This is a genomic window from Shinella yambaruensis, from assembly GCF_050859155.1.
GTDB classification, from domain to species: domain Bacteria; phylum Pseudomonadota; class Alphaproteobacteria; order Rhizobiales; family Rhizobiaceae; genus Shinella; species Shinella yambaruensis.
In genome coordinates, this window is record NZ_CP150638.1 from 3768986 (window position 1) to 3784405 (window position 15420).

Annotated in this window: 16 protein-coding genes; 1 reads left to right on the plus strand and 15 read right to left on the minus strand. The window is 65.0% G+C overall.

The annotated features are described in order from the left end of the window. Positions 1-35: 35 nt before the first annotated feature. From WMC41_RS18390 to WMC41_RS18460, 15 genes are all read right to left on the minus strand, one after another. On the minus strand, positions 36-986 hold the full coding sequence (locus WMC41_RS18390) for an electron transfer flavoprotein subunit alpha/FixB family protein (protein WP_432345502.1): 951 nt from the start codon (positions 984-986) through the stop codon (positions 36-38). Next, complete coding sequence (locus WMC41_RS18395) at positions 983-1735, minus strand: electron transfer flavoprotein subunit beta/FixA family protein (protein ID WP_432345504.1); 753 nt, start codon at positions 1733-1735, stop codon at positions 983-985. Before WMC41_RS18395 ends, WMC41_RS18390 begins: the two co-directional genes overlap by 4 nt. Positions 1736-1805: 70 nt before the next feature. Then, positions 1806-3005, minus strand: a complete 1200-nt coding sequence (locus WMC41_RS18400; RefSeq protein WP_432345506.1) for an acyl-CoA dehydrogenase family protein — start codon at positions 3003-3005, stop codon at positions 1806-1808. A gap of 236 nt (positions 3006-3241) precedes the next feature. Further along, positions 3242-4294 carry an alpha/beta hydrolase family protein gene (locus tag WMC41_RS18405; RefSeq protein ID WP_432345509.1) on the minus strand — a complete coding sequence of 351 codons (1053 nt, stop codon included), beginning with the start codon at positions 4292-4294 and terminating at the stop codon, positions 3242-3244. 132 nt (positions 4295-4426) lie between these two features. Then, a complete protein-coding gene (locus WMC41_RS18410) occupies positions 4427-4759 on the minus strand; it encodes a cupin domain-containing protein (RefSeq protein WP_244769752.1) in 333 nt (110 codons plus the stop codon). A 9-nt stretch (positions 4760-4768) separates the two neighbouring features. Next, positions 4769-5773 (minus strand): quinone oxidoreductase family protein, encoded by a 1005-nt coding sequence (locus tag WMC41_RS18415; protein WP_244769751.1) that lies wholly within the window; start codon positions 5771-5773, stop codon positions 4769-4771. 31 nt (positions 5774-5804) lie between these two features. Next, entirely contained in the window at positions 5805-6683 is an 879-nt protein-coding gene (locus WMC41_RS18420) for a 3-keto-5-aminohexanoate cleavage protein (RefSeq protein WP_288079579.1), read from the minus strand. Further along, a complete protein-coding gene (locus WMC41_RS18425; protein WP_432345512.1) occupies positions 6683-7444 on the minus strand; it encodes an SDR family NAD(P)-dependent oxidoreductase in 762 nt (253 codons plus the stop codon). Before WMC41_RS18425 ends, WMC41_RS18420 begins: the two co-directional genes overlap by 1 nt. A 3-nt stretch (positions 7445-7447) precedes the next feature. Further along, the gene (locus WMC41_RS18430) at positions 7448-8374 is read right to left on the minus strand and encodes a dioxygenase (protein WP_272806778.1); all 927 of its coding nucleotides are present in this window, start codon (positions 8372-8374) and stop codon (positions 7448-7450) included. A gap of 17 nt (positions 8375-8391) precedes the next feature. Beyond that, entirely contained in the window at positions 8392-9177 is a 786-nt protein-coding gene (locus tag WMC41_RS18435) for a glutathione S-transferase family protein (protein WP_432345515.1), read from the minus strand. 63 nt (positions 9178-9240) lie between these two features. Further along, a complete protein-coding gene (locus WMC41_RS18440) occupies positions 9241-10284 on the minus strand; it encodes a branched-chain amino acid ABC transporter permease (RefSeq protein ID WP_432345517.1) in 1044 nt (347 codons plus the stop codon). Then, positions 10284-11162 (minus strand): branched-chain amino acid ABC transporter permease, encoded by an 879-nt coding sequence (locus WMC41_RS18445; RefSeq protein ID WP_244769745.1) that lies wholly within the window; start codon positions 11160-11162, stop codon positions 10284-10286. The genes WMC41_RS18440 and WMC41_RS18445 overlap by 1 nt, the downstream gene beginning before the upstream one ends. A 12-nt stretch (positions 11163-11174) precedes the next feature. Next, positions 11175-11903, minus strand: coding sequence for an ABC transporter ATP-binding protein (locus WMC41_RS18450; RefSeq protein ID WP_244769744.1), 729 nt, complete (start codon positions 11901-11903; stop codon positions 11175-11177). Then, the gene (locus WMC41_RS18455) at positions 11903-12649 is read right to left on the minus strand and encodes an ABC transporter ATP-binding protein (protein WP_272806781.1); all 747 of its coding nucleotides are present in this window, start codon (positions 12647-12649) and stop codon (positions 11903-11905) included. The genes WMC41_RS18450 and WMC41_RS18455 overlap by 1 nt, the downstream gene beginning before the upstream one ends. A gap of 84 nt (positions 12650-12733) precedes the next feature. Continuing rightward, positions 12734-14011 (minus strand): amino acid ABC transporter substrate-binding protein, encoded by a 1278-nt coding sequence (locus WMC41_RS18460; RefSeq protein ID WP_432345521.1) that lies wholly within the window; start codon positions 14009-14011, stop codon positions 12734-12736. Positions 14012-14329: 318 nt separating this feature from the next. Between WMC41_RS18460 and WMC41_RS18465 the strand changes: the two genes are divergently transcribed. Then, positions 14330-15382, plus strand: a complete 1053-nt coding sequence (locus WMC41_RS18465; protein WP_432345524.1) for a LacI family DNA-binding transcriptional regulator — start codon at positions 14330-14332, stop codon at positions 15380-15382. The last annotated feature ends 38 nt before the right edge of the window (positions 15383-15420 follow it).

A 15420-nucleotide genomic window follows, 5' to 3' on the forward strand; every position in this document is an offset into this window, starting at 1 on the left:
CTGCGGTCGTTTGGCGAGACGTGGTTCCCGATCACCTAGGCTTTTGCGCCTTCGGCAACCGCTGCATGAAATTCCGGCACGGCTTCGAACAGATCGGCGACCAGACCATAGTCGGCGACCTGGAAGATCGGTGCATCGGGATCCTTGTTGATCGCGACGATCACCCTGGAATCCTTCATGCCCGCGAGATGCTGGATCGCACCGGAAATGCCGCAGGCGATGTAGAGGTCGGGCGCAATGATCTTGCCCGTCTGGCCGACCTGGAGATCGTTCGAGACATAACCGGCATCGACGGCCGCGCGGCTCGCGCCGATCGCCGCACCCAGCGTATCGGCCAGCGGTGCCAGCACGGTCTCGAAGTTTTCGGCGGAGGCCAGCGCCCGCCCGCCCGACACGACGATCCGCGCGCCCGCCAGTTCCGGACGCTCGGAACGCGAAAGCTCGCTCCGGACGAACGACGACCGGCCGGGGTTTTCCGGGATGGAAACGGCTTCGACCGGCACTGCCGCCGCCGCGACGGACGCGGCGGGGAAGGAGGATACGCGGACGGTCAGCACCTTTTTCGCGTCCGTGGACCGCACGGTCTGGATCACGTTGCCCGCATAGATCGGGCGCTGGAACAGGTCCGGCCCGTCGATCGCGACGACATCGGATATCTGCATCACGTCGAGCAGCGCGGCGACGCGGGGCAGGATGTTCCTGCCGCTGGTGGTCGAGGGTGCAAGGACGGCGTCGTAGCCGCCCGCAAGGTGGACGACCAGGGCCGCCACCGGCTCCGCGAGCCGGTTCGACAGGGAGGGGTCGTCCGCGAGGAGGACCCGGGCGACGCCCGCAAGGCCCGCCGCCGCTTCGGCCGCCGCCTGGCAGCCGGACCCCGCGACAAGGACGTGGATCGCGCCGCCGATCCGCCCTGCGGCGGAGACCGCCTTGGCGGTGGCGTCGTCAAGCTGCGTATCCTGATGCTCTGCCAGAACGAGAATGGTCATCGGAGAACTCCTGCTTCCATGCGCAACCGCTCTACAAGTTCGCCCACCGAGCCGACCTTGATGCCGGCCTTGCGGGTTGCCGGCTCGTGCACCCGCACGACCGTCAGGCGCGGCTCGACGGCCACGCCGTAGTCGGCGGGCGTCCGTTCATCGATCGGCTTCTTCTTTGCTTTCATGATGTTGGGCAGCGAGGCGTATCGCGGCTCGTTCAGCCTGAGATCGGCGGTGACCAGCGCCGGAAGCGGCAGGCCGACCGTCTGCAGGCCGCCGTCGACCTCGCGGGTGACCTCGATCGCCTTGTCGCCGACGACGAGCTTCGAGGCAAACGTCCCCTGCCCCCACCCCAGCAACGCCGACAGCATCTGGCCGGTCTGGTTGGCGTCGTCGTCGATCGCCTGCTTGCCGGTGATGATGATGTCGGGCCTTTCCGCCTCGGCGACGGCCTTCATGATCTTGGCGACGGCAAGCGGCTCGACAATCGCATCCGTGCGGACCAGCAGGCCGCGATCCGCTCCCATCGCGAGGGCCGTGCGCAGGGTTTCGGCCGATTTTTCCGGGCCGATCGACACGACGACGATCTCATTCGTCCACCCGACCTCCTTCAGGCGGACGGCCTCCTCGACAGCGATCTCGTCGAACGGGTTCATCGTCATCTTGATGTTCGCAAGATCGACGCCCGAACCGTCCGCCAGGGCACGCACCTTGACATTGGGATCGGCAACCCGCTTCACCGCAACCAGTATCTTCATCTGTGTTCCTCCCTTGACCGGGACAGGCGGTAGGGTCCTCCGGCCCTGCCGTCCGCCCGCCCGCTTCGCTTCAGGTTTCCGGGCCGGCATATTTGCCGGCGGTGGCGGGGAACATGTTCTTGATGATCTTCATGCGGCTGACATCGACCGTCGCATCCATGTGCAGGAAGATCGCCGCATCGCGGAACAGCTTCTCGATGCCGAATTCGAGCATCGCACCGTTGCCGCCGTGAAGCTCCAGCGCGTGGGTGGCGACCTTCATGATCTCCTCCGACGCGTAGACCTTGGCCATGTTGCACAGGACGTCTGCGTCGGGATGCGCTTCGTCCACCGCCTTCGACGCCCGCTCGACCAACGAGCGCACGGCCTCGATGCGCGTCGCCATGTCGGCGAGCCGCAGCGCCACGGCCTGGTGCTTGATGAGAATGCGCCCGCCCTGGACATAGTTCTGGACATAGTCGGCGGTGCGCTCGAAACAGGCGACGCCGACACCGAGGTTCTTGGCCGCCTGGATGATCTTGCCGGCGCGGAAATACTGGCCGGCGGAGGCCAGCGCCGTGCTCTTGACGAGCAGGTGGTCGGCCGGGATGCGGCAATCCTCGAAGACCAGCTCGCCGTTGTTCATGAAGCGGCAGCCCATCGTCTCGTTGCACTTGGTGATGGTCAGGCCCGGCGTTTCGCGGGGAACCAGGAAGCTCGACGTGCCCTGCAGCATGCCGACGGAAGGATCGGTATTGGCATAGACGACATAGAGGCTGGCGTCGAAACCGTTCGAGATGAACTGCTTGCGGCCGTTGATGACCCAGTGGTCGCCGTCCGGCACCGCCCTGGTGTGCATGGAGGCTTCCGGGACGTTATAGGGCAGCCAGCGGTCGGAGGCGCCCCTCGGCTCGGTGAGGCAGTGCGCCAGGAGGAACTTCGGGTCCTCCAGCAGGCGCGGGAACCACTTTTCCTGCAGGTGTTTCGCCGCGAACTGGCGGATGACGATCGAGACCTTCCAGTTCTGTACCAGCTTGTCGGCAAGGCCCGAGTCGCCACGGGCGATCTCCTCGGCGATCAGGGCGAAGGTGCGCACCTCGGTCTCCCGCTCGAGATCGATCCCGCCGAATTCCTCCGGCACGCCGAGGGTGCGGATGCCGATCGCCTCGGCGCCTTCGAGGATCGAGCCCGGCAACCGTTCGCCCGGGCTCATGTCCCATTCGCGCTGCCAGTTCGACCGGATGAACGGCGTCACCACATCGTCGACAAACGATCGGCAGCTGTCACGCATCAGGCGTTGTTCCTGGGACAATATCCCGTCATCGGCGTGAATCATCTTCGCTCCCCTTGAGTGCAAAGCAGTCGGCTGCTTGGCCTTCCGCTGTGCCGCAATTGGTATCAGCACCCGGGATATCGGATCAGGCGCCGGCGTCCGCTTGTGGTGGACAATCGTCCAGTTTCGAGTGGACTTTTCCTGTTTCACACCAGCCCGAACGATCTGCCATCCGGCTCCATTGCCCCGCTGCGCTACGCCTTCAACCGTTCCGCCAGCCAGTCGGCGACGAGCGGCCGGTACATCCAGGGAATGTTGTTGCAGACGTGGTTTCCGGTGGGAAAGACATGCAGTTCCGCACCGGCCCTGCACGTATCGGCGCATTTCTGCGCGTCCGACGGCGGAAAGATCCTGTCGCGGCCGCCATGCAGGACGAGCGCCGGCACCGCCGGCCCCTCGATATCCGCCAGGGTGAAACGACGGGCGCTTTCGACGACGTCGTCACCACCCAGCGCGAAGGACATGTTGTCCTGATAGACCTTCGGCAAGATCGGCCAGAGCGCCCCTAGATCGTAAAAGCCGTTGATGGAGACGACGGCGGCGAGCCCTTCCAGCGCCGCCGCCGCCCGGAGCGCCAGGAAACCACCGAATGCCATGCCGACCAGGCCGACGGCGCCCGTAAGGTCGGGCCGGCCCTCGACCGCCTTTATCGCCGCGGCGATGGCCGGCGCGACATCGGCCCGCAGGTGGCCGTGCGACCGGCCCTCGCCCTGTCCCGGACCGTCGAGCGACAGCGTCGCCATGCCGCGCAGGAGAAAATGCCGCTCGAACGCCGGAAACTCCTCCTTGGTGGAATCCGAGCCGGGGATGATGAGCGCCAGCGGATGCGGCCCCTGCCCCGCCGGCCGGCGGAGATAGCCGCGCAGCACGCCGCCTTCGAACGGCACCTCGACCGGTTCGCCGGGCTGCTCCAGCAGCGGCGCGGCCTTGCGGAACGCTGCCACCTTCAGCGCCGCGACGCCCTCCTTCGCGTCAAGGTCGTCGAAAGCCATGAACTGGCCGAAGTGGTAGAACAGGCTGGCACGGGCGAATGCCTCGCCGGCGGTGACCCTGCGGCCGCGCGCAAGGGCCGCCTCACCCATCCCGGCATGGCGGTCGCCTTCGGCGCTCCAGGCCGCAAGCCAGTTCTCCCAGACACCGGCACTGTGGATCACGGCCTTCGCCGTCGCCGAAGGGATGCCGGCGACCTCCATGCGCGGCAGCCAGTGCTCCACCACGCTCAGCAACCTGTTTTCCGTCTCGCTCATTCTCTTGCCCTTCCAGCGGCGCCGGATATGTCCCATCGTCAAGGATCAAACGCCTGGGTTCACGCGGACAGGATTCCGCCTTCGACCGGTGTCTTTCCGCTCCGCACGACAGGTTTTGCCGTTCGTTCGGTTTCAGGTCGGCATCGCAAGCAGGATCGATGCCGGCGCGTTGGTGCGGTTGACCAGCGCGCGCGCCTCGCCCGGCGCCAGCCGGCAACTGTCGAGCACGCCGAGCGTAACGGCGGCATCGACGGTTTCAACTGTGACTTCGCCGGCAACGACGATGTAGATCTTCTCCACCGCCGCCCCCTTGAGCGAGGTGCGCCCGCCCGGCAGGAGATGCGACAGGCCGATCCAGATCGTATCCGTCGCCGTCGCCTCCTTGCCCTGCAGGCGCAGACAGCGCATGTCGTAATGTTCGGGAGCCTCGTAAGGCTTCGCCTCGCTGTAGCGGGTGACCTGCATGATCTCTCCTTACGGCTTGAGCAGCACTCGCTCGGGCGTTCCGCGCAGCACCGAGGCATAGGCCTTCGCAGCGTCCTTGAGGTCGTAGCAGCAGTCGGGGTTGATCGGGAACGGCTTGAGCAGGCCCTCCTCGAACTTCAGCTTCAGCCTGTCGAAGATCCGCGCGCCATCGACGGAGGACAGCGCCAGCGTGTCGATGCCGATATATTTGTGTCGGCCGCGGAAGAAGTTGAAGATGTCGAAGGGCACGGCACGGTCGAAGGTCGAGATGAAGATCTGCCGCGCCTGCTTGGCCATCGCCTTGTTGGCGATCTCGAAATAGGGGCTGCCCACGGTGTTGAAGACGATATCGGCGCCATGGCCGCCCGTCATGTCGCGAACGATGGCAGCGACATCGTCGACGGCGCTGTTCAGCATCGTGACCGGGCCGTTGGCGTGGCCCATCAAGGGCTGCGCGTTGTATTCGACGGCGAAGACCTTCGCCCCGGCCATCGTGGCAAGCTGGATCGCCGCCTGCCCGACCTTGCCGTTTCCGCCGCAGACGAGAACGACGTCGGTCGGTTGGGCGCCGCCCGCCTCGCGCAGGCCCTCATAGGCGGTGATGAACGGCACGCCGACCGAGCCGGCCTCCTCCATCGAGAAATTCTTCGGCTTGGCGCGCACCGCCTTCTGGTCGAGCACCATCCATTTGCCGTGGCTGCCGTCCTGGCTGATGCCGAGTTCGCCGCCGCCGCCCCAGACCTCCATGCCGATCATCTGCGACGGTCCCTCACGCACGATGCCGCCGAAGTCGCGGCCCGGTATGCGCGGCCAGACGGCATGCGGCATGTGGCCGAGCGAGGCCTTGACGTCGCTGGGATTGACCCCCGCCGCCACGATCTCGACCAGCACCTGGCCAGGGCCGGGGCGCGGTACGGCCACCTCGACGACATCGATCAGAAGGTTGTCGAGATCCGGCGACTTCTGGGAAACCCTGAGGGCATTGCCGGCTTTGGCGCTTGCTTGAATGTTCATGTCTTCGTCTCCTTTGCTCCAGCTGCGCCGCTCAGGCCGCAAGCCCCAAGATTTCCCTGGCCTCCGACGGACCGGCAATCTGCCCGCCGAGTTTCTCGATGAGATCGCGGGCGCGCTCCACGAGCTCGCCATTGCCCTTCGCCAGCACGCCCTTGGCGATGTAGGAATTGTCCTCGAGGCCGACGCGGACATGCCCGCCGAGCAGATAGGCCTGCATCGCCATCGGGAACGACATCCGGCCGACGCCGAAGCCCGTCCACACGGCATCACGCGGCAGCATGCGCGCGGCGGTGGCCATGACGTCGGTGGTGGAGGGAAAGCCGTATTTGACGCCGGTGACGATGGTGAACATCGCCGGTGATTTCAGCACGCCCGCCTTCATCAGGTCCTGCGCGAGCACGATATGGCCGGTATCGAAGACCTCGAGCTCCGGCTTGGAGCCGGCCTCGTTGATGAGGTCGGCCATGATCTTCACATTGCCGGGGGTGTTGATCACCACCTCGTTGCCGAAGGTCATGGTGTTGAGGTCGAGGGTGGCGATGTCGGGCTTTAGCGCGGTGATGTGCTCGACGCGCTTTTCCGGCCGCATCAGCGTCGTGCGCGGGCCGGCCACCGCCGGATTCTCGTCGCTCGGGTGATAGCGTCCTCCCGGTCCCGTGGTCACGTTGAGGATCAGGGCACTGTTCTTCGCCCTGATCCTTTCGACCACCTCGCGATAGTGCTTCAGCTCCATGGACGGTTTCGCCGTTTCGGGATCGCGCACGTGGATGTGGGCGATCGCGGCCCCGGCATCCGCCGCCTCGAGGCAGGCATCGGCGATCTCTTCCGGCGTCACCGGCAGGCCGGGATGGTTCTCCCGTGTCGTCAGGTTGCCGGTCACGGCGCAGGTGATGATGACTTTCGGCTGCATTACAGGTGCCTTCCTCCATCGACGACGATCCGGCTGCCGGTCGAGAACTTCAGGTGCGTGGCGCAGGAAACGATCGCCTCGGCGACGTCCAGCGGGCTGGTGATCCGCTTGAGCGGGGTGGTCGCGGCGACCTTGTCGGCAAATTCCTTGCCCCTGCCGGGCACGAATTGCGTGTCGACGGCCCCGGGCGAGACCACCATGACGCGGATCTCGGGGGCGAGCGCCCGGCCGAGCGAATTCGCCATGATGTCGAGGCCCGCCTTGGCGCCGCAATAGGCGACATTCGAGCCGATGCCGGTGAAGGCGGCAATCGACGAGACGTTGACGATCAGGCCGTCGCCACTTGCTTTCAGCGTCGGCGCGAAGGCGCGGATCGTGGCGAAGACGCCGCGCCAGTTGTTGATGAAGATGCGGTCGATCATCGCGTCGGTCAGGGCATCGAGGTCGCCATGCGCCACCGGCTCCGTGACGCCTGCCGTATTAACCAGGATGTCCACGCGGCCGAGCGTTTCCAGCACTCCATCCCGGAACGCCTCGATCGCCGCCGTCTCCTCGATGGAGACCGGCAGCGCGACATGGCCTTCGCCGGCAAGCTCGCCGACGATTTCCGCCGCCTTCTGCCTGCCCGAACGGTAGCCGACGACGACGGTGGCACCGGCGGCGGCAAGCATCCGGCAGGTCTCGCGACCGATACCGCCGGAGCCTCCGACAACGACGGCCACCTTGCCCTCAAGAGAACGATGGGAGTCTTGCGCAGCCATGGCTCAGCTCTTCTTTCCCGAAATCGGCGGGACGGGCAGCGTCGACTTGCCGGGCACCAGCTTGAAATCGTATTCGCAGGTGTAGAAGGGCAGGCTCGCATCCGGATAATCGGGGTGCGGCGCGGTATGCATGACGAAGTTGCCGACGATCTGCTGCTTGGCGCCGAACACGACATCCGCCGCCAGCGCCTCGGGCGTGTCGGAGAAGATCTGCGTGATCAGGGTCTTGTGCCCCGGCGCGGACACGATGAAATGGACGTGCGCCGGTCGCATCGGCTCGCGGTTCTGGGCCCGCAGCAGCACGCCGACAGGCCCGTCGGTCGGCACGGGATAACCTGCGGGCTTGACCGAGCGGAAATGATACCGGCCATCGGCCTCGCTGATGAACTTGCCGCGAAGGTTGCAATCCTCCTGGGTTTCATCCTGGTTCTCGTAGAGGCCAACGGGCGATGCCTGCCACACATCGAGCATGGCCCCGGCAATCGGCGCGCCGTCGGTTCCGATGACCCTGCCGGAGAAGAAAAGCGTGGCACCGGGCGTCTGCGAGCGGGCGATACAGTCGCCGTTCGCGCAGACCGGCGCATCGCCGCGGTAGAACGGCCCGAGCAGCGCCGACATCGTCTCGCCCTGCATGCCGTCATTGTTGATGAGGTCGATCAGCGTGGATGCGCCGAGCACGTCGGCGGCGAGCACCACCTCGTTGTGGAATTCGTTCGTCCGCTGGCCGATCTCGACGATCCAGCGCAGCGCATATTCGAACTCCTCCTCCGTCGGGCGCGTCTTGAGGATGAACTGGTGGAGGTGTTCCACCAGCACGGTCATGATTTCCTTCAGCCGGGGATTGTCGGTGTCCGCCATCGCCGCAAGAACGGTGGGCGTCACGTCGGCTTCCCTGGTAATGAGCTTGGGCGGGGTGCTGACATAGTCCATTTCATCCTCCACTGCGTTCATGCGTCCATGGGTTCGCGCCGCTTGGCGGCGGCCGCGAGATGCGGGTACTTCTCGGTCAGCAGCGACCCGTGATAGTAGGTCGCGGAGAAGGCGGGCGTTTGCCGGATTCTCTCGAGCCAGCGGCCGATGGCGGGCGCTTCGCGCCACATCCCGGCAAGCCGGATGTCGTCCATCCGCACGATGACGGGCATGATCGCGATATCGGCAAGGCTGAGCTCCGCGCCCATCAGCCAAGGCCCGCCGCTGGCGGCAAGCCATGCCGCCATGCGGTCGATGCCGCGCTGCAGGCGCGCCAGGGTCTCGTCCATCTCAGCCTTCGGGAACCCGGTGCGCCCCATCTTCATGAGGAATTCGCGGCGCAGGGGCTTGCTGTCGCACAGCGCCTGGAACTCTTCATCGCCCATCGCCTGGAAGTGCGGCAGGAAGGCGAGGTTGTACGACGGCACGCGGATTGCCGGCGTCGGCACCTCGTCGATGAAGCGCAGCATCGCGCGCATCTCGGCCACCTTGAGCGGATCGCCGGGCCTCAGCGGCGTAACGCTACCGAGGATGTCCTCCAGATACTCCATGATGACGGCGGAATCGGTCACAGGGGCGCCGTCATGCAGCAGGGTCGGGACCACGCCATTGGGATTGATCGCGAGGTATTCGGGCTTGAGCTGATCCCCCTTGAAGAGATCGAGCCTGTGCTCCTCGAAGACCCTGCCCTTCGCATGAAGCACATAGCGGACCCGCTGGCTGCATGTGGACTGCGGCGCGTTGTAGAGAACGAATTCCGGCATGTCGTTTTCCTCTCGTTGACCGTACGAGCCGTATCCTCGATGTCGGGGCCTGGCGGCGCCCTGCTAGTCCCAGTTGAGGATGCGGGGGAGCCTTCCGCTTCTGGCGAGGGTTCCGACCAGTCCCAGCGGGAAGAAGATCAGGCCGATCGCCATCACCAGGCCGGTGCCGAGAATGTTGATTTCAGAGGCCCCCATGGTGGCGACGAAGAGCTCGTTGAGCGCGACGATCAGGATCGCGCCGATCACCGGCCCGGCGATCGTGCCCTTGCCGCCGAGGATGCACATCAGCACCATGTTGGCCGAGACCAGGATGAGCAGGAAGATGTTCGGCCGCAGATAGGTGAGATACTCCCCCCACACCGCGCCCACCATTCCGACGAAGAAAGCCGAGAGCGCGAAGGCCGCGACCTTGTAGAAGCGCGTGTCGATACCGGCGCTTTCCGCCTTGATTTCGTCCTTCGAAAGAGCGCGAAGGCCGAGGCCGAACTTCGAGTGCTTGATCTTGTAGGCCGACCATATGGTGAAGGCCGCGATCGCCAGCATCGCATAGTAGTAGGGCAGCTTGGCCCACTGCACAGAAAGATCGTTCGGCGGCAGGGTCAGGCCGTTGGCGCCGCCGATGAAATGCCAGTTGTCGAACAGGATGCGGGCGATCATCAGAAGGGCGATCGAGGAGATGATGAAGCTCGGGCCGCGCACCTTGAGCGTGACCAAGCCCACGGCATAGCCGATGGCCGCCGCGACGAGGCCGGCGAGCGGCGCGGTGATCAGCGTGGAAATGCCGTAGCGCGCCAGGAGCATGCCGGAGAAATATCCCCCGACGCCGAAGAACACGGCGTGGCCGAGCGAGACATAGCCGGCGAAACCGCCGAGGATGTTCCAGCCCGAGGCCATGGCGACATAGGACGCGGTGAACAGCACCAGGTGCAGGACGTAATTATAGTTGCCGACGAATTGCAGCAGCGGCAGCGCGGCGAGCAGCGCAAGCAGCGTGAGCGGAAACCAGGTCGCCCGGGTCTGGTCCGCCTTGCGCGACAGTTTCTCGTTGTGGGCGCGGCGTGCCTCGATGACGGCGCTGGCGCTGGAATCCTGAAGGGTAACGGCCATCATGCCATCTCCGGTTTTTCGCCGAACAGGCCCTGGGGCCGAACCAGCAGAATGATGAAAAGGGCGAGGAAGAAGGTCAGCGTCGACCAGGTGGCCCCGATCCAGGTGCCGACAAAGGCGGCGACAACGGACAGGATCAGCGCACCCACCACCGTGCCGAGGATGCTGCCCATGCCGCCGAGCACCACCACCGACATCAGCATGGCGATCCATTCCCAGTGCTTGGCCGGGAAGAAGCTGAACACGAAGCTGACCAGCGATCCGGCGGCGCCCGCAAGGCCGATGCCGATGGCGAAGGCGAGCACGCTGATGAACTGCACGTTGACCCCGAGGAGCTCCGCCGCCTCGCGGTTCTGCGTCGTGGCGCGGATGGCATAGCCGAGCCGCGAATATTTGAGGAACAGGGACAGCGCCGCGATGATCGCCAGCGAGACGAGGCCGGCATAGAGCTGCCCCTTGGGGATGAAGACATCACCGATGAAGAAGGCGGCGGTGGCGTAGTCGGGCGACGTCACCCGCTGCGTGTTGGTGAAGAGACCGCCGAGCAGCCCTTCCACCATCATTGCCAGCGCAAAGGTGAGAAGAACCGTCATCTCGGAATATTTGGCGCTCTTGGCCTCCCGCTGGAACAGCAGCCGGTAGAGCACCACGCCGACGGCGGCCATGGCGACGGCTGCGACGGGCAGCATGGCGATCGGATCGATGTCGAACGTCTTGAACGCCAGGTAGGTGATGTAGGCGCCGCCGATGATCAGCGCGGGATGAGCGAGATTGACGATGCGCATCACGCCGAAGACCAGCGACAGGCCGGAGCCCATGAGGGCGATGACGCCGCCAAGCGCCAGGCCCAGGATCAGAATCTGCAATATCTCTGCCATGTCTGTTCCTCGTCAGGCGGCCTTCTTGCCGCCGAGGTAAAGTTCCTGGATGCGCGGATCGGCCAGCACCGTGGCGGCCGGGCCTTCGAACAGCGTCCGGCCGAGATCGAGCACCACGCCCCAGTCGGCGTTCTTGAGGCCCATCAGCGCGTTCTGCTCGACGAGGAGCACGGTGACGCCTTCCGCCGACATCATCTTCATGATGTCGAACATCTCCTGGACGACCTTCGGCGCCAGACCGAGGGACGGTTCGTCGAGCATGACGATGTCGGGCTTGATGATGAGCGTGCGGGCCATGGCGAGCGTCTGCTGCTGGCCGCCGGACATGGTGCCGGCATGCTGGTCGGCACGCTCGCGAAGGATCGGGAAGCGTTCCAGGATGCCATCGATGCGGCGCTCGAGCTCCCGCTTGTCGTCGAGGATGAAGCCGCCCATGCGCAGGTTCTCGCGCACGGTCATCTTCGCGAACAGCGCGCGCTCCTGCGGCACGAAACAGATGCCCTTGCGCAGGATCTGGTCGGGGCGCAGCCCGTTCAGCCGCTCGCCCTTGAACACGACGTCGCCCTTGCGGATCGACAGCATGCCGCAGATCGCCTTGAGCAGCGTCGATTTTCCGGCGCCGTTCGGGCCGATGATGCAATGGACCTTGCCGGGCTCGATGGTCAGCTGGGCACCATCGATGATGGCGGGGCCGTCGCCGTAGCCGGCAGTGATGTTGGTGACCTCCAGAAGCTTCGTCATCAGGCTGCCTCGTCTTCCAGGACGCCGCCGAGATAGGCATCGAGCACATGGGGATCCTTGCGCACCACATCGGGCGTGCCGGCGCAGATGACCTTGCCGTGCGCCATGACCACGACCTTGTGCGAGAGCCGCATGATCAGGTCCATGTTGTGCTCGACGATCAGCACCGTCAGGCCCTTGTCGTTGAGCGCGCGGATATGGCCGACGATCTCCTCCATCAGCGACGGGTTGACCCCGCCGGCCGGCTCGTCGAGCAGGATGATCTTGGGATCGGACATCAGGAGCGCGGCAAGGTCCATGAGCTTCTTCTGGCCGTAGGAAAGGTTGTGGCCATCCTCGTGGGCGATGCGGGTGATGCCGAGGAAATCGAGGATCGACATCGCCTTGTCCTTTTCCTCGCGCGACATGGCCGGGCGGAACAGGCCGCGCAGGCCATCGACCCTGGACTGGACGATGACATTCTCGATCACGGTCATGTCGCCGAGATTGCGCGAGATCTGGAAGGTCCGGCTCAGGCCCTTCGCCGTGATCTTGTGGGGGCGGAGGTGGTCGATCCGCTCGCCGTCGAGCCAGACCTCGCCCGATGTCGGCGCCGCCGTCCGGCTGATGCAATTGAACGCGGTCGTCTTCCCGGCGCCGTTCGGTCCGATCAGGGCGGTAATCGCGCCTTTCTCGACCGTGAACGTGACACCGTCGACGGCCTTGATGCCGCCGAAATGCTTACAGAGGTTCTTCACTTCAAGCATGCGCCATCTCCTCTTCCGAGTTGCGCTGACAATGGCCGCAGTGGGAAAGATGCCCGGACCGGGCACCTTTCCGCTGCCGTCTTCTCAGAACCCGTTCTTGGGGTAGCGGAACGGCGACACGCCTTCGAATTCGCCGGTCGGGTAGACGAAGGTCAGGCTGCCGTCCTGCCACTGCGTCATGATGTGGGACTTCTCCACCGGCAGGCCGACTTCGTCCCAGGAGAAGCGGCCAAGGACGGTGCGCACGGGATCGTCCTTGGTGCGCGCATGCAGCCATTCACCCATCTTGGCATTGTCGGTCGTGCCCGCCCCGAGGATCGCCTGCTCGATGCCCTGGCAGACGGCGAACGGAATGGCGCTGTCCTCATCCGGCTCGACATCGTATTCGGCGGTGAAAGCCTTGACGAAGTCGGCATTGTTGAACGGCTTGCCGGCCAGCGTGCTCTCGAACGGCACGTCCTTGTGCCAGGTGGTGTGGATCAGCACGCCATCGGCCGCTTCCTTGCCGACACCCTCGACGAACTCCGTCTGCGCGCCCTGGCTGAGATAGACCAGCTTGGGCGTGGCGCCGACGGTCTTGAGGCTGCGCGTCAGCTGCACGGCCTCCTCCGCCGAGGCCGTCAGGCCGATGACCATTTCTGCACCGGAGCGCTTGATCGAGTTGGCGAGGTTCAGCCAGTCGTTGAAGCCTTCCTCCGGCCATTTTTCCTGCATCAGCACCTCGATGCCCGCATCGGAGAGATAGCCTGGCGCCAGATCGGCGATCTCCTTGTCGGTCGCCGGGTCCTTCACCTTCTGCCCGAGCAGGCCCGCCTCGATGGCATTGGCGAAGAAGTCGTCGGCCGAGACCACGGCGACCGACTTCGGCGCCTCGCCCGCCGGAATGAGCTGCTTGATCACCGCGGCCACGTCCTTGCCGGTATATTCGGCAGCGTTGACCTGGAAGTAGAACAGGTTCTTGTAACCCTGCTCGTAGATGCGCAAGGCGCCGCCCGAGGGAATGGCGTGCACCATGTTGTATTTCGAAAGGATGCTGGCGACGGGAAAGGTCAGGCGGCTCGAAAACGTGCCGTATACGACCTCGACCTTGTCGACATTGATGAAGCGCTCATACTGGTTGATCGCGGTTGCCGTGTCCGACCGGTTGTCGCTGACGACCAGCTCGACCTGCCGGCCGAGAATGCCGCCGGCGTCATTGATCAGCTTGGTGCAGAGTTCATAGCCGCGCCTGTGCTTCTCGCCGCTGACCGACAGGCCGCCGGTAATCGGCAGCGAAGCGCCTATCTTCAGGTTTTCGGCATGCGCCGCGCCTGCCATTATCGCCGCCGCGGCCGTTGCCGCGAGCAATGTGTTCAATCTCATACGCCTTCCTCCCGTTAGCGCTCGATTGCATCGATGACCAAGCGTCCGCTATTGGGACGCCCGGCTGCGTTCCATGCCCGGCAAAGTTCGTCCTGCGGCCTTGCCCGCTTTTCCGTCCGGGTCCATTGGGGATGTTTGCTCGCCCGCCCTCCTTGACGACCAAGCAGTTGCTCGATGCACGAACACTCCTCCAAGCCTTTCCGTGCAATCGATTGCGAAGATGAGGTATCATGGGACTTGCGTTTGGTCAAGGATTTTTGCAAACGATTGCGTACGCCGTCCGCGATCTGCTAATATGTGCAAATCAAAGGGGGCCAGATGCGGCAGAAACGGATTACGCTGAAGGACATCGCCCGTGAGACGGGCGTGCACGTATCCACCGTCTCCCGGGCCCTGGATCCGGTCGAGCGCAAGTCGATCACGGAGGAAGTCGCCAGCCGCATCCAGGCTGCGGCGGACGCGCTGGGATATCGGCCGAACCGCATCGCCGCGGGCCTGCGGACCAATCGCACGATGACCGTGGGCGTGATGATCCCCGACATTACCAATGTCATCTTCCCGCCGATCCTGCGCGGCATCGAAAGCGTTCTGGAGCCGCTGGGCTATGCGTCGATCATCGTCAACACCGACAGCGAGCGGGACAGGGAAACCCGTCTCGTCGACGTGCTGCGCGACCGCGGCGTCGACGGCATCATCCACGCGGCGGTGCTGAGGAGCGACCCTTCCATCGCGAGGGCGGCAGCCGAAGGCTTGCCGGTGGTGACGCTGAACCGCATGGTCGAGAACTCGCAGATCCCCTACATCATCAATGACGAGGATGCCGGCATCTGCGAGATGTTGCGCCATCTGCGCGACCTCGGGCATCGCGACATCGCCCATGTGGCCGGCCCGCAGGATCTGTCGACCGGCCAGCTTCGCCTGGCCGCCTTCCGCAATGCCGCCGCGACACTCTCGCTCGACTTCGATCCGGCTCTCGTGGCGACAGCCCGGCGCTTCGACGAGAAGGAGGGCGCGCGCTGCATCCGGGAACTGCTGGCATCGGGCAGGAGATTCACCGCCGCCCTGTGCGCCAACGACCGTCTCGCGCTGGGCGCGATCGACGAACTGCGCGAGCACGGCATCGATTGCCCCCGCGAGATCTCCGTCACCGGCTTCAACGACATGCCGTTCCTCGAACTGATCCGTCCCCGACTGACGACCGTCCGCATCCTCCAGCACAGCGCCGGCCAAACCGCCGCCACCGTGCTGCTGAAGCTCATGAACGGCGACAAGGCCGAAGACATTCCGATGGAGACGATCCTCCCCGTCGAAATCGTCGTTCGCGAGAGCACTGCCCGGGTCAGGCCGGACGATGAGGACCGGCCGGCATGAGGCAAGTCAGCCGGCGTAGTCCGTCGGCGCAGCAGGCA

Excerpts from the sequence above, each read along its gene's own strand:
- WMC41_RS18390 (WP_432345502.1), bottom strand. The coding sequence starts at position 986 with ATGACCATTCTCGTTCTGGCAGAGCATCAGGATACGCAGCTTGACGAC.
- WMC41_RS18395 (WP_432345504.1), bottom strand. The coding sequence starts at position 1,735 with ATGAAGATACTGGTTGCGGTGAAGCGGGTTGCCGATCCCAATGTCAAG.
- WMC41_RS18400 (WP_432345506.1), bottom strand. The coding sequence starts at position 3,005 with ATGCGTGACAGCTGCCGATCGTTTGTCGACGATGTGGTGACGCCGTTC.
- WMC41_RS18405 (WP_432345509.1), bottom strand. The coding sequence starts at position 4,294 with ATGAGCGAGACGGAAAACAGGTTGCTGAGCGTGGTGGAGCACTGGCTG.
- WMC41_RS18410 (WP_244769752.1), bottom strand. The coding sequence starts at position 4,759 with ATGCAGGTCACCCGCTACAGCGAGGCGAAGCCTTACGAGGCTCCCGAA.
- WMC41_RS18415 (WP_244769751.1), bottom strand. The coding sequence starts at position 5,773 with ATGAACATTCAAGCAAGCGCCAAAGCCGGCAATGCCCTCAGGGTTTCC.
- WMC41_RS18420 (WP_288079579.1), bottom strand. The coding sequence starts at position 6,683 with ATGCAGCCGAAAGTCATCATCACCTGCGCCGTGACCGGCAACCTGACG.
- WMC41_RS18425 (WP_432345512.1), bottom strand. The coding sequence starts at position 7,444 with ATGGCTGCGCAAGACTCCCATCGTTCTCTTGAGGGCAAGGTGGCCGTC.
- WMC41_RS18430 (WP_272806778.1), bottom strand. The coding sequence starts at position 8,374 with ATGGACTATGTCAGCACCCCGCCCAAGCTCATTACCAGGGAAGCCGAC.
- WMC41_RS18435 (WP_432345515.1), bottom strand. The coding sequence starts at position 9,177 with ATGCCGGAATTCGTTCTCTACAACGCGCCGCAGTCCACATGCAGCCAG.
- WMC41_RS18440 (WP_432345517.1), bottom strand. The coding sequence starts at position 10,284 with ATGGCCGTTACCCTTCAGGATTCCAGCGCCAGCGCCGTCATCGAGGCA.
- WMC41_RS18445 (WP_244769745.1), bottom strand. The coding sequence starts at position 11,162 with ATGGCAGAGATATTGCAGATTCTGATCCTGGGCCTGGCGCTTGGCGGC.
- WMC41_RS18450 (WP_244769744.1), bottom strand. The coding sequence starts at position 11,903 with ATGACGAAGCTTCTGGAGGTCACCAACATCACTGCCGGCTACGGCGAC.
- WMC41_RS18455 (WP_272806781.1), bottom strand. The coding sequence starts at position 12,649 with ATGCTTGAAGTGAAGAACCTCTGTAAGCATTTCGGCGGCATCAAGGCC.
- WMC41_RS18460 (WP_432345521.1), bottom strand. The coding sequence starts at position 14,011 with ATGAGATTGAACACATTGCTCGCGGCAACGGCCGCGGCGGCGATAATG.
- WMC41_RS18465 (WP_432345524.1), top strand. The coding sequence starts at position 14,330 with ATGCGGCAGAAACGGATTACGCTGAAGGACATCGCCCGTGAGACGGGC.